Here is a 12,370-nt window from a genome sequence, read left to right as displayed (position 1 = left end):
TATGCATTTCTCTCAACATATGCTGAGGGAGAAAGGAGGATTCGGACTTTGAGCAAATATTTAGAAATGCTGTCCTTATTCGGAGTCGGAGGGGCTCACCCCGGCGGACTCGCTTATTCTAAAGCAATTCTCGCAAAAGCGGCTCCTCCTCCTCATGAGCCGATTCTTGACGCCGGCTGCGGTACAGGACAGACAGCGGCATATCTCGGTCATATGCTGTATCCCGTCACATGTGTTGATAAAGATCCCCTTATGCTTGAAAAAGCGGCAAAACGTTTTGCCGCTGAAGGATTATCCATTCCCAGTCATTTAGGTGAGCTTGAGCAGCTTCCTTTTTCTGAAGAAACTTTTTCTGCCGTCCTTTCTGAATCTGTCCTCAGCTTTTCAAGCCTTCCGTTATCGCTGTCTGAAATCCTGCGGGTTCTCAAACCGGGGGGCATGCTCATCGGCATTGAAGCAACTTTGAAAAAACCGCTTCCGGAAAACTTGAAAACAAATATTAAGGATTTTTACGGTTTTACCGTTTTTTACGATGAAGCGGCATGGAAACAGATATTGATCCAGCAAGGTTTTCAAAAAGCGGAAATCATCTCTGTTTTCCACGAAGACAATTCGCATGAGCCGACAACTGAAATGGATTTATCGCCGGTCATTTCTCCCAAACACTATGATACGCTGACCGCCCATTATGAGCTCATGCAGACATACAATGAGTACTTGGGCCACTGCGCATTTGTTGCTTATAAGTAAAACGGCGATTGGCCTCCTCCTTTCGTCCAACCTTTTTCTCGCACTCTATCATAAGATGAAATAGAAAGAAGGATTGGATAGGAGGAGAAAAATGGGAAACTATTATCATATTTGTCGTCAGCACCATGGGAAAGTTGCTAGAATTACAGAAAGAAACGGCAGAGTCCACGTCGGCAGAATCACACGCGTGACAAACAGCAAAGTGTATATCACCCCGGTCGGTCACGGAGGCTACAGAGGTTACGGCTACGGCTACTGGGGCGGATGGGGCGACGGACGTGGAGCAATCGGTATCGGCCTTGGTTTCATCGCCGGATTTGCGCTTGCAGGTTTATTCTTCTGGTAATAGGGAAAGCCCGCTTTATGTTTTGCAAGCGGGCTTTTTCGTTTATACTTTTTTTACTTCATTAAAATATTCTTCAAGCGTTAAATGGCGGTCATGCATCACTTTTGCAGCTTTTTTGCCTACATAACGCAAATGCCACGGTTCATATTCATACTTTGTAACGTCTTCTTTGCCTTTCGGATAGCGGATGACAAATCCGTATTCGTACGCATGGTCTTTCACCCATTTGCCGTCTGCTGTATTTCCGAACGCTTCATTCAGCTCAAATCCGTTGCTTTTGCTGGAAATATCCATGGCAAGCCCTGTTTGGTGTTCGCTTTGCCCCGGAAATGCGACAGCTTCTTTCGCCTTCTTTTCTCCTTTTAGGCTGACTTCATTATCAAAAATAACCTTCTGTCTGTCGTAAGAACGGTATCCGGATACGGCAACCAGTTCATAACCTTGCTTTTTCCCCGCCTTAAATAATTCCGCCAAGGCATCGGCAGCGGGTTTTCGAATATATCTTTTCTCTATTTTCTCAGTGAAAGAGAAATCAACTTTCGGTATAACGAGATCGCTTGGTTTATAATCTCCCGGCAGTGTGTATGTCTTGTTCACAAGCGCGAGTGTGTTTTTGGGGTTTTGAATGGTCTCAAGCCCGTTCACTTCTTTAATATCGTTAAAATATTTACTCTCCAATAAAAAGTCGTTGTCTTGTGTCTTCGCAGTTTTTTTGTTTGATGCGTCGTCAGTTTGTTTTGTTTCAGCAGTGGTTTTTGTGTCCTTATGGCTGTCGCCGCCTGAAATGCTGCAGCCGGTCCCCACGATAGCGGTTACGCTGAGAGCCGCAGCGAGCGAGAACCATTTACTGGATTTCTTCATTTTACCCTTACCTTTCTTTTTTTGAATCAGCTGCATAAAGAAGAGGCCGCTTTGTTTAGCATGCCCCTCATCTTGCTTTTACGATACAGTATGCAGCGCCAGCTTTATCATATCATGAAATGTCGTTTGGCGCTCTTCTGCCGTTGTTTCTTCTCCTGTTAGTACATGATCGCTCACTGTCAGGATGGAAAGTGCTTTTTTGCCGTATTTCGCTGCAAGCGTATACAAAGCAGTCGTCTCCATTTCAACGCCGAGCACGCCATATCTGGCAAGCTTTTCGATTTGAGAGTCTTCATTGTAAAACTGATCCGCCGTAAATACGCTTCCTACCGCTACAGGCAAGCTGTTTTGCTGAGCGGCCTGATAAGCTTTATGAAGCAGGTCAAAGTCCGCGCAAGGGGCATAATCTATGCTCCCGAATGCCACACGGTTCATTTGTGAATCCGTTGAGGAAGTCATGGCCAAAATGACGTCGCGCACTTTCACATCTTTGCGGATGGCGCCGCATGAACCGACTCTGATTAAATTTTGAACGTCATAGCTTTGTATCAGCTCATTCACGTAAATGGAAATGGACGGAACTCCCATTCCCGTGCCTTGAACGGAGATTTTTTTGCCGTTATATGTACCTGTAAATCCATACATTCCTCTGACTTCATTGTAGCATTCCGCGTTTTCAAGATACGTTTCCGCGATAAATTTTGCTCTCAGCGGATCACCGGGTAAAAGCACTGTATCGGCAATCTGACCTTTTTCTGCGTTTATATGTACACTCATATCCTTTTCCTCCTGCCATATTAAAACTCCCAATCATTGTACACTGAATAACGTGATGAGACAATCATCAGCATTGATCATCACGATTATGGGTAAAATAGCTAGCGATCATAAGCCGGAGAAGAAAAGGAGGGATCATGGATGGGCAAAAAACAGCGGAACCGGGTCACCGGCCAGAAGAAGAACAACCACATTCCCGTATCAGACGTGATTGCGGCTGATGAAGCGCACGGAAAAGAACATTCCGCCGCTAAACGAAAGCCATAATAAAAAAATGCGGATATCCGCATTTTTAGTTGGTATCAGCAGCCGGCCGAGATTTTAAGCCGGCTGCTGTCTCATTTAGGCTGTACGAGCAAACGGTTAATTTTACTCCACCCCGCAGGATTGAGCCTGTAATAGGTCTTCCCTTTTCTTCCTTCGTCTATGAGAATAACATCTCCGGTCGCTATAAATCTGGCTTCATAGTCGTTTGGAACCGTATCAGGCACGTTAAAAACAGAAAATGCCCTTTTCAGTGCGTCTTGATGATTGTCAGCAGCCAGCTCAGTCCGATAGACGACTCTGTATCCTTTTTTTTCGCCATATCGGGGTGTTTGAAAAATCGTCACATCGTAGGCACAAGTCTTTTTTTTAAACACAGGCAGCGATAACAGCATCAAGATCCCTCCCTCTTATTTCTTAATAGTATTAGCGTTTTTTCTCCTTTTTCCTCTCTCTATTTTTGTCGAAACGGGTGATACTTTTCGTCAAAGAGCACAAAAAGCGAGACGAGGCAAAGCCCCAGACTGAACCCGGCAAGGACATCCGTCGGAAAATGCGCGCCCAGATAAATTCTGCTTATCCCTATTAAAATAACGAGGATGCCGGTGCATACAGATACGATGCGCTTTTTTGCTGCAAAAAAGGGAACATGCTTGATGAAAAGGTAGGCGATAACGGGATAAATGACTGCCGCATTCATGGAATGACCGCTCGGAAAACTGAATGACGTTTCATGGACAAGCGGTTCATAAGCAGGCCTGGCCCTTTCGATCAGCTCTTTTACCTTTATGTTTATAATCCGTTCAATCAAAAACATCAGCGGCAAAAAAACGACATCCGGCGTCTTTTTGTAAACATACAGCACCGCGCATGACAGGAGAAGAAGAGGCAATAAAACCGCGGTCGTGCCAAGCTCTGTTATCCACAGCATCACCTGGCTGACCCACGGCACCCTGAGGGAGACCGCTGCTTCTATCACCCGTTCATCAAAGAGCTGAACGGCTTCGATTCGGATGGCCAAAGCTAACAATATAAATAATGCAAAGAGACCGAGTGGCTTGTACAACGTTTTCCCCCCATTTTTCATTCTGGGAGCCGAATGAAAAAACCGAAGTTTTTCACTCCGGCTCCGCGTTTTCAGTCTTCATCCAGCTCTTCGTCTATCATACATTTTTCTAATAAATAATCAAAGGTGATGTCGGCTATTTCAAAGATCTCCTCTTCACTCGGTATGTACCCGCGCATAGCAAGCTGACTGTAAAAAAAATCAGCGATTTCTTCTGTGTCAATCACAAGATCTATTTCTTTCATGCAAACACCGCCTCCTTTTTTATGGTTTATGAAAAAACCACCCGAATTATACCCGAAAGTTCTAAACGTTTTTTCCGCTCATATACTTTAAAAAAAACAAGCCCCGGAGGAATAAAATCATGCTGACGAAAATGATGGCCGTATTGGACGGAGATGGATTTGATATCGTATTGGAAAAAGTGCTGAAAGGAATGTCGTTTGTCATCTTTGCCGGCTGCCTGCCCTGGTTTTTATATGTCGCCGTCCGTTTTTTTGCCGGCTAGCTGAAATGCTCCCGAAGGCTTTCCAGCACAAATTTCATCATGTCTTTATACTCCTCGTCACCGAACATATCATAAAGGATCTTATAATCGTTATAAATATCAAGCAGCTCATCTACAATCGATACTGCTAAAACATGCAGAGTATCGGGATCATCAGTATCGCCTTCAAACTGAAGAAGAGCAGACGTGACTGTATCCTCGCCGATCTCATAAGATGTCTCTCCAACATAGTGGACAAACAGCAGCTGATGCACAAACTGATCCATTTCATATTTTCTCAGAACCAGCGTGAGATCCTCTTCCTCCGTTTCAAGCCACTCTCCATCTTTCAATCGAGTCAGCTCATATATGATATCTTCCCATCCATCCTCTAAATACCTCCATATTTCTGTTCTGTGGCCGATGACACGAAACAATTCTTTTCCGTAGTCCTTTACATACACCACGTCGCCAATCAGAAATTCATATTCGATATCAAGTTTTTCCATATCGACGATGACGCCCTCATAATGTTTATAAAGCTGGATGGACGATTCAAAGTAAAGCACTTCATTATGATTGACTTCGTAAAGATAATGCTTATCAATTTGGTGAACCTTTGTAATGGTGCCGACGGTTCCGTACATCACGACGACCACGATATCTCCCACTCGAAATTTCGGTTTTTTTGGCTTCATGCTGTCTCCCCCTTGCCGCGGACTGTCATACGCTATCGTATGCCGGCCGCCGTTATTTCGCATGGGCATGAAAACCACAGGATAAATCCATTTATACGCCTCTTCAGAATGACAAAAAAACCGCACAATGTACGGTTTTTCGGGTGTGATTAAATATCGGCATTACCTATATTCATCTTTATAAATATGATGTGAAGACATCCATTTTAAAAATTGCTGATACGGATAATAAGAAGTGCCCTTCAATTCAACTTTCGGTGCGTTAGGGTACTTGTTTAACAGCTCCTTTACCTCATCTTTATTTAATCCAAGGTAATAATGCAAGTCCTTTTCTTTAATTAATGTTGGGCAGTCAGAATAGCTTCCTTTTGGGTTTTTAAAGTTTTTCAGCCCTTCCCCAATAAAATAGCCCATTAGAGCGAATCCAATTCCAATCCATAAAGAATCCATTTAAAATGCTCCTTTCTGCTTGATAAACAATTATTTTATTTGAACAGGCCTTTAAAAGAAAATGGAGGAATGCTCTGCTTTCTAATACTCTTTATAACAAGATAAAATCACATACATCTAAATTCACTGAATTTTAATGTTAAATTCATTTTTGTATCCGTTCTAAACATTGTAAAAAAATATATCTCCTAAACTGATGCCAAAAGGTTATAGAGCCGGTGAAATGATCTCTGTAATGTATCACACTTATTTTCGTTTTATGTCCTTTTGGCCTTACATAATCAGCAATTTCATTAGCACCGAATCTTGGCTTATTTGCCCCCTTTCTTTATGCATTTCATAAAATCGGCTCTTGAAAAAATGATCTTATTCCGATTATACTACAATATTCCAATTTTACCCTATATAACATATTTGGTTTTATACACCCTTAGAACAATATCTGATTATCCCCCGAACTGCTGGATCACTAATGGATGAATAGCCAGCCAATTATTTATTTTTTCGTCTGTTTTTCTGTCCGCATAGATCGCCTTGATTAATATCGCATTTTGCAATTTCAGCAGATTTCTATCAATTAAAATGAAAAATAAAAGACTGCTCCTGATCTGGAGCAGCCTTTTTACGCTGAGTTCAGAGAAACTGCCTAACCTTTCTTCAGTCCCTTTTTTTCCATCACTGCAAAGTAATTTTTTTCATGATCCGCAAAGTTAAATACTCTGCCTGATGGCATATTTACGATTTCTCCGACTGTAATGTCTTTGTCTGAAAAGTCTTTATATAACTTATCGAGATTTTCTGAAAAAAACATGATTGAAGGTGTATTCAGATTTAATTCCGGCTGCATTTTTGCAATGAATTCTTTATCATGAAGAATAATACTCGTCTCCGATTCCTTTGCCGGAGCAATTTCAATCCATCTGAATCCTTGGCCGTTATCTTCTTCAGAAACGACGCTGAACCCTGCTTTTTCCGTCCAAAATTGCAATGCCTCATCTTGGTTATTCACATACAGCATGATTTGTCCAACTTGATTAATCATTTTTTCCCCGCTTTCTTTCATTCATGAATATTGATTTTTCTTTCGAGAATTCCATTATATATTATTTAACTGCTTTACTGATTATATTACCTCTATTGTCCCAGCCTCTTAAAAATCGGAAGCAAAAAACCGCACATTGTGCGGTTTTCATTAGGCGTGATGCACCTCTGTCTCGTATTTTTCCCAAGCTTCGTCAAATGTCGACATTGTCTCTAAATAATCGGCGCTCAGTTCCAAGTAAGAACTGAGCTCATGATAATCGCTTGAGGTTTTCGGGAAGCTGTGATCCTCATATGCCTTGTTTGCAAACTGGCTGATTGCGTCCTGCGGCTTAGAATGTCTGTATTTCATCAAATAATGGTAAAAGGATTTCATGGGTTTCCCCTCCTGATGACTGTCTTTTGTTGTACTATTATACATTTCAAGTCTGAAATTACAACAAAAGAAATCTAGGAGAAGTCAAAATAATTGCGTTTCAAAATACGTTCGGTCTGCATCAGCTCTTGGTACGTAATGGTTTGCGGCAATTTTTTGGCATCTATTAAGAATAGCTGATTTTCTATTTCTCCGATGACAGACTCTTCTTGGTACGTCATCCCGCAGGAGGAGCAGGCGAGAGCAGGCGTCTCTGTAATTTCAATTGCCCTCGTGCCGTCAGGAAGCTCCCAATACACAGTCTCCGCACACGGTGAGGTCTTCAGATCATTACACCACGCGCATGGCTTCACGGCGACTCACCTGCGACTTCCGACTCCGACCCTTCTTTTCCTTTCTTTTGCTGGGCTAAAAATTTCTTTTCTTTTAATTCATCTCTTTTTTCTCTGCGGTTTTTCAGCGTTTCATGTTCAGGATCTGACGTAAACGCTTTCCTTCTGTTGATTCTTGATACGTTTTCAGGGGTAAATGAAACTTCTTTGTCCGCGAAAATAGCGCTCAGACCGACCGGCTCCTGTTTGTCGCTTGTTCCCGGGAAGACGGATTCAAAATAGTCATCGGCCTGATTCGGGATATAGTTTTCCGGCTCAGGATAGGACGTAATAACGCCTTCAAAATTTCTGAGCACGACCTTTTCCGGGCTTTGGGACAGCAGATAATTCGGCTGCAAGGCGATTTTTCCGCCTCCTCCAGGGGCATCTACGACAAAGGTAGGCACCGCAAAGCCCGTTGTGTGCCCTCTCAGCCCCTCAATGATTTCAAGACCTTTTGAGACCGGCGCCCTGAAATGCCCGATCCCCTCGGACAAATCACATTGATAAATATAATACGGACGCACGCGGATTTTCACCAAATCATGCACGAGCTTTTTCATGATCGGCACAGAATCGTTAATGCCTGCTAAAATAACGGCTTGGTTCCCAACCGGAACGCCAGCGTTGACAAGTTTCTCGCAAGCTGCAACCGATTCCTCCGTCAATTCAATGCTCGTATTAAAATGAGTGTTCAGCCAGACCGGGTGATACTTTTTCAAAATCTCACACAGGTTATCCGTTATCCGCTGCGGAAAAACGACAGGCGCTCTTGTGCCGATCCGGATAACTTCAAGATGCGGAATCTCGCGGAGGTTTTTTAAAATATATTCCAGGATTTGATCGTTAATCAGCAGCCCGTCACCCCCGGAAATGAGACAGTCGCGAATTTCCGGCGTTTCCCGGATATAGGCGATCGCCGCATCCAGCTGTTTTTTCGGCACGCCCATACCGATCTGCCCGGAAAAACGTCTGCGGGTGCAATAGCGGCAGTACATGGAGCATTGATTCGTCACCAGAAAGAGAACGCGGTCAGGATAACGGTGCGTCAGACCCGGCACAGGTGAATCTTCATCTTCAAACAGCGGATCTTCAAGGTCATATTTGGTTTTATGCATTTCTTCTGACAAAGGCACAGACTGCATGCGAATCGGACATCTCGGATTATCTGGGTCCATTAAAGATGCGTAATACGGCGTGATGTTTAAAGGAATGGTTTTTACAGACATTTTGACGCCTTCTTCTTCCTCTTCCGTCAAATGAATGACTTTTTTCAGCTCATCGACGGTCCTTACAGTATGAGTCAGCTGCCACAGCCAATCATTCCACTTTTCCTCGGGAACGTCCTTCCACAGTTCAATCTCCTTCCAATGACGCTTCGGTTGAAACCATTTGTTTGCCAAACGAATTCCTCCTTGTGGGTAAGCTCTCAGCTTATAATGTTTTGCACCATACATTCATATTTTCCAGCCCCTCAGAAATCCGGCAGTTATTCACAAGCCTGCCTCTGTAGCTGTATTTCGCTTGATACAGCACAGCATTCATCCCATAGGACAACGCTCGGGAGAGAGAGAAAAGGTGAAATATTCCTCTTCCGGCGAGTTCCTGCTCTAATGCTTCAAACAGGCGGGCGGTTACGGAATTCCCCCTGAAAACTGAAAGAACTGCGCAATCCGTCATTTCTGCGTGCCCTAATAAAGGATTGATATCTGCGCTTGCCGCGCCGATGAGGCGATCCTCATCAAACACGGCATAATAAACTGTATTTTCTTTCATCGTCTTCTCAATATATGAAGGGTCAAAAACCGGCGTCGGGTAGGTGAGAAAAACTTTTTGATATAAGAGCGACAATTGGCTTGCATCTTTTGCTTCCGCTTTTCTGAGCGTCAGCGCTGTTTCTGTTTGATTCATTCCTCGCGGCGGTTTTTCATATAATCTGTCCACAATCTCATCTTCTTTTAAATATGAATCTGTCTGTCTCCGTTTTTCTGCAAGATACCGGACCATCACGGCGGCCTCTCGCCCCATGTAGTATCCGTCTATGACACCCTCGGTGACAAACAGGCGCTTGAAAAGCTCCGGCTCATCACGCCGCTTGGCAAAAACAATCACCTTTTGGGCGCCCTCTTTTTCTGCTTCTGCTAAAACAGCCGGCACAAGCTCCGTTATGTTTCCTTCATAGCGAATGACTCTGATCCGTTCATTAAAACGATCAGCGTCTATCTCGGCGAATACGCCTTCACCCTTCAATTCCTTTGTCAGCAGGTTCACCCCCCTCTGCAATACCGCACCATTCCATGATAAAGAGAGAAATGATTTTTGCGGCATCGATTAATGCCCTGATTTCAATGTATTCATTTGCCTGATGGGCCGCTTTGACTTCCCCCGGCCCAAAGACAATGACCGGCGTTTGACCGGCATGATGCAGGAGTCCTCCGTCCGTTCCCCACGGAGAAGCTTCATGAACAGGTTTTGCCTCCTTAATTTTTTCATATGAGGATTCCAGGGAGGAAATTAACGGATGCCCGTCTTTCAGGTCATTCGGCAGCCACTGGGCGCCAAACCATTCAGTTTCAACCGGATGGTGTTTAAACCATTCATCCTGATATACTAAGTCTTTCAGCCAATTTGTGAGTTCCTCCTTAACGTCCTCAGGCTTTTCATTCGGAGCTATGCCGCATCTGCCTTCAATTGTGACCCGGTCTGCGACCGAAGACGGCCATGAGCCGCCGTGAACGGTGCCGATATTAATCGGAACGGGAATCGGAACGTCCTGATAAAGCGGGTCCTTAATCCGGGCGTTGCGTACATTTTCCAGCTCTTTCAGTGCTGTGATGACGTGCAGGCTTTTTTCAATGGCGCTCACCCCTTCATAGCGGGTGCCGCCGTGGGCGGACAATCCTCTGACTGTAATGCGGAACCACATAGACCCTTGCTGCTTCACAAACAGCTTTAAATTAGTCGGTTCGGGAATGAGTGCCCCGTCAGCCTTGTAGCCTCTCATTACCGCCGATAATGTCCCGGCTCCGCCGCACTCTTCATCTACAACACTTTGAAACAAGACATCTCCTTTTAATGTAATCCCGCAAGCGTCAAGCGCCTCTAACGCAAACAGCAGGGCTGTATTGCCTCCTTTCATATCCGTTGAACCGCGGCCGTATATTTTCCCGTCTTTTTCGACAGCCAGAAACGGCTCATACGTCCATGCAGCGGGATTTCCTTCCGGCACGACGTCGATATGTCCGTTCAGTATCAGCGATCTTCCTCCGCCTGCTCCCTTTTTTACGGCAACGATATTCGGGCTTTCATTAAAGTCCTCCCGGTCCGATATAAAATAGGGATGCTCTTTTAATTGTTTTACACTCGGCTCCCATACATCAATAGCCATGTCAAACTGCCTTAGCTTTTCTAAAACAACAGCCTGAGCGGTAAATTCTTTCTGATACGTGCTTTTTTCCCCTATCAGCCGTTTAAGCAGGCGCACCGCTTTCCCTTCATTTTCCTCCGCCCACTCAGTGACTTGCTTTTCCAATTGATCCATGCACAGGCCTCCTCTAAGAAAAATATTCATCTAAAATCACTTCGGCATCCGTCGTGCGTATCACATCTTCTATTGCCGAGTCATTCAACAGCTCTTTTAAGACAAACTTTCCGTCTTCTATGCTGAGCACGGCCTTCTCCGTAATAATGAGATCCACACAGCCCGCCGCCGTAAGCGGCAGTGAACAGCTGTCGACTAATTTTGGCCGGCTCTTTTGATCAGTATGGCTCATGACGACAACCACTTTTTTTGCACCTTGGGCAAGCTCCATCGCTCCGCCCATTCCGGGCACTTTCTTCCCGGGAACGAGCCAATTGGCAAGATCGCCCGTTCGGCTTACCTGCAATGCGCCTAAAATCGTGATGTCAATCAAGCCTTTCCTGATCATGGCAAAAGACAGCCCCGAATCAAAATAAGAGGCCCCCTTCACCGCACTGACAGGGTAGCCGGCGGCATTGCACAATAATTCATCCTCTTTTCCCCTCTCAGGGCTTCCGCCTATTCCGAGCACGCCGTTTTCAGCCTGCAGCATCACCTCTGTGTCCGCCGGCAGAAAATTCGGAACCAAGGAGGGAATGCCGATGCCCAGATTGACGATCATGCCAGAGGCAACCTCACGGGCGGCCCGCCTTGCGATCTGTTCTCTTTCCTCTATTCCCAAGCCCATTTCCACTTCACTCCTTCACTTTGCACGACACCTTCTACAAAAACGCCCGGCGTTACAATATGCTCGCTGTCAAGTTCGCCGGTCGGAACAATCGTAACGGCCTCGGCGAATGTTCTTTTTGCAGCAGCCGCCATCAGCGGATTCATATTTCGCGCGGTTTTGTCATATGTCAGGTTTCCGAATTCATCAGCGACGTGTGCCGAAACAAAGGCAAAGTCAGCTTTCAGCGCTTTTTCAATTAAATATGGCCTGCCATCCAGCATAACAGTGTCTTTGTTTTCGCAGACGGTTTTGTTATCAATCCCGATATCAGTTAATATACCGCCGAGTCCCGCGCCCCCTGCCCGAATCCGTTCGGCAAGCGTCCCTTGAGGAGAAAATTCCACTTCCAGCATTCCATCGGTCATTTGTTTACCAGCAACAGGGTTTGAGCCGATATGGGAAGCGATCAGCCTTTTCACCCGCTTATGAACGATGAGCGGGCCGATTCCGATTTCCGGAAATCCGGCATCATTGCAGATGACAGTCAGCTCTTTGACCCCGCTTTCCAATATCGCTTCAATCAGTGACGGAGGTGAACCGACTCCCCCGAAGCCGCCGAACATAAGGACAGATTCGTCATGAACATCGGCAATTGCGGCATCAAGATCGACCGTTTTATTAAAAATAGACATT

Annotated in this window: 19 protein-coding genes; 4 read left to right on the top strand and 15 right to left on the bottom strand. The window is 45.0% G+C overall.

Annotated features, from left to right (window positions below; all coding sequences use genetic code 11):
• The first annotated feature begins 48 nt into the window (after positions 1 to 48).
• Together AXI59_RS11705 and AXI59_RS11700 are read left to right on the top strand one after the other, a co-directional pair.
• Complete coding sequence (locus AXI59_RS11705; protein ID WP_061528288.1) at positions 49 to 750, top strand: class I SAM-dependent methyltransferase; 702 nt, start codon at positions 49 to 51, stop codon at positions 748 to 750.
• 91 nt (positions 751 to 841) lie between these two features.
• The gene (locus AXI59_RS11700; protein ID WP_061528287.1) at positions 842 to 1,096 is read left to right on the top strand and encodes a hypothetical protein; all 255 of its coding nucleotides are present in this window, start codon (positions 842 to 844) and stop codon (positions 1,094 to 1,096) included.
• Positions 1,097 to 1,138: 42 nt separating this feature from the next.
• Here the strand turns inward: AXI59_RS11700 and AXI59_RS11695 are convergent, their stop codons facing one another.
• Both AXI59_RS11695 and deoD read right to left on the bottom strand, forming a co-directional pair.
• Complete coding sequence (locus AXI59_RS11695; protein WP_061528318.1) at positions 1,139 to 1,957, bottom strand: M15 family metallopeptidase; 819 nt, start codon at positions 1,955 to 1,957, stop codon at positions 1,139 to 1,141.
• Between the two features lie 78 nt (positions 1,958 to 2,035).
• Positions 2,036 to 2,734: a purine-nucleoside phosphorylase gene (gene deoD, locus AXI59_RS11690; protein ID WP_061521063.1), complete on the bottom strand. Its 699-nt coding sequence runs from the start codon at positions 2,732 to 2,734 to the stop codon at positions 2,036 to 2,038.
• Between the two features lie 141 nt (positions 2,735 to 2,875).
• Between deoD and AXI59_RS19795 the strand changes: the two genes are divergently transcribed.
• The gene (locus AXI59_RS19795; RefSeq protein WP_156476276.1) at positions 2,876 to 3,001 is read left to right on the top strand and encodes a hypothetical protein; all 126 of its coding nucleotides are present in this window, start codon (positions 2,876 to 2,878) and stop codon (positions 2,999 to 3,001) included.
• 71 nt (positions 3,002 to 3,072) lie between these two features.
• Here the strand turns inward: AXI59_RS19795 and AXI59_RS11685 are convergent, their stop codons facing one another.
• The 3 genes from AXI59_RS11685 to AXI59_RS19410 form a co-directional block, all read right to left on the bottom strand.
• Positions 3,073 to 3,393: a YodL domain-containing protein gene (locus AXI59_RS11685; protein ID WP_061521062.1), complete on the bottom strand. Its 321-nt coding sequence runs from the start codon at positions 3,391 to 3,393 to the stop codon at positions 3,073 to 3,075.
• 59 nt (positions 3,394 to 3,452) lie between these two features.
• On the bottom strand, positions 3,453 to 4,064 hold the full coding sequence (locus tag AXI59_RS11680; RefSeq protein WP_061528286.1) for a phosphatase PAP2 family protein: 612 nt from the start codon (positions 4,062 to 4,064) through the stop codon (positions 3,453 to 3,455).
• Between the two features lie 71 nt (positions 4,065 to 4,135).
• Positions 4,136 to 4,309 carry a YozD family protein gene (locus AXI59_RS19410; protein WP_013352563.1) on the bottom strand — a complete coding sequence of 58 codons (174 nt, stop codon included), beginning with the start codon at positions 4,307 to 4,309 and terminating at the stop codon, positions 4,136 to 4,138.
• Between the two features lie 119 nt (positions 4,310 to 4,428).
• Here AXI59_RS19410 and AXI59_RS20025 point away from each other — a divergent pair, with 119 nt between their 5' ends.
• A complete protein-coding gene (locus tag AXI59_RS20025; protein ID WP_167348373.1) occupies positions 4,429 to 4,572 on the top strand; it encodes a hypothetical protein in 144 nt (47 codons plus the stop codon).
• On the opposite strand, the gene AXI59_RS11675 is transcribed toward AXI59_RS20025, so the two are convergent.
• The 10 genes from AXI59_RS11675 to AXI59_RS11630 form a co-directional block, all read right to left on the bottom strand.
• A complete protein-coding gene (locus tag AXI59_RS11675) occupies positions 4,569 to 5,249 on the bottom strand; it encodes a hypothetical protein (protein ID WP_061521060.1) in 681 nt (226 codons plus the stop codon). The genes AXI59_RS20025 and AXI59_RS11675 overlap by 4 nt on opposite strands.
• Before the next feature lie 162 nt (positions 5,250 to 5,411).
• Positions 5,412 to 5,699 carry a hypothetical protein gene (locus AXI59_RS11670; protein ID WP_061521059.1) on the bottom strand — a complete coding sequence of 96 codons (288 nt, stop codon included), beginning with the start codon at positions 5,697 to 5,699 and terminating at the stop codon, positions 5,412 to 5,414.
• 646 nt (positions 5,700 to 6,345) lie between these two features.
• The gene (locus tag AXI59_RS11665) at positions 6,346 to 6,741 is read right to left on the bottom strand and encodes a VOC family protein (protein WP_061528317.1); all 396 of its coding nucleotides are present in this window, start codon (positions 6,739 to 6,741) and stop codon (positions 6,346 to 6,348) included.
• A 150-nt stretch (positions 6,742 to 6,891) separates the two neighbouring features.
• Complete coding sequence (locus AXI59_RS11660) at positions 6,892 to 7,116, bottom strand: YozE family protein (protein ID WP_061521057.1); 225 nt, start codon at positions 7,114 to 7,116, stop codon at positions 6,892 to 6,894.
• Between the two features lie 74 nt (positions 7,117 to 7,190).
• Positions 7,191 to 7,469 carry a YokU family protein gene (locus tag AXI59_RS11655; RefSeq protein WP_061528285.1) on the bottom strand — a complete coding sequence of 93 codons (279 nt, stop codon included), beginning with the start codon at positions 7,467 to 7,469 and terminating at the stop codon, positions 7,191 to 7,193.
• Positions 7,466 to 8,890 (bottom strand): lysine 2,3-aminomutase, encoded by a 1,425-nt coding sequence (kamA, locus tag AXI59_RS11650; protein WP_061528284.1) that lies wholly within the window; start codon positions 8,888 to 8,890, stop codon positions 7,466 to 7,468. Before kamA ends, AXI59_RS11655 begins: the two co-directional genes overlap by 4 nt.
• Positions 8,891 to 8,921: 31 nt before the next feature.
• Positions 8,922 to 9,749, bottom strand: a complete 828-nt coding sequence (gene ablB, locus AXI59_RS11645) for a putative beta-lysine N-acetyltransferase (protein WP_061528316.1) — start codon at positions 9,747 to 9,749, stop codon at positions 8,922 to 8,924.
• Positions 9,727 to 11,034, bottom strand: a complete 1,308-nt coding sequence (locus tag AXI59_RS11640; RefSeq protein WP_156476278.1) for a peptidase — start codon at positions 11,032 to 11,034, stop codon at positions 9,727 to 9,729. Before AXI59_RS11640 ends, ablB begins: the two co-directional genes overlap by 23 nt.
• A 7-nt stretch (positions 11,035 to 11,041) precedes the next feature.
• A complete protein-coding gene (locus AXI59_RS11635; protein ID WP_061528282.1) occupies positions 11,042 to 11,695 on the bottom strand; it encodes a 3-oxoacid CoA-transferase subunit B in 654 nt (217 codons plus the stop codon).
• On the bottom strand, positions 11,680 to 12,369 hold the full coding sequence (locus AXI59_RS11630) for a CoA transferase subunit A (RefSeq protein ID WP_061521052.1): 690 nt from the start codon (positions 12,367 to 12,369) through the stop codon (positions 11,680 to 11,682). The genes AXI59_RS11635 and AXI59_RS11630 overlap by 16 nt, the downstream gene beginning before the upstream one ends.
• Position 12,370: the final 1 nt, after the last annotated feature.

Source organism: Bacillus nakamurai, from assembly GCF_001584325.1.
Classification (GTDB): Bacteria; Bacillota; Bacilli; order Bacillales; family Bacillaceae; genus Bacillus; species Bacillus nakamurai.
This window is presented reverse-complemented; position numbering and strand designations above follow the sequence as displayed.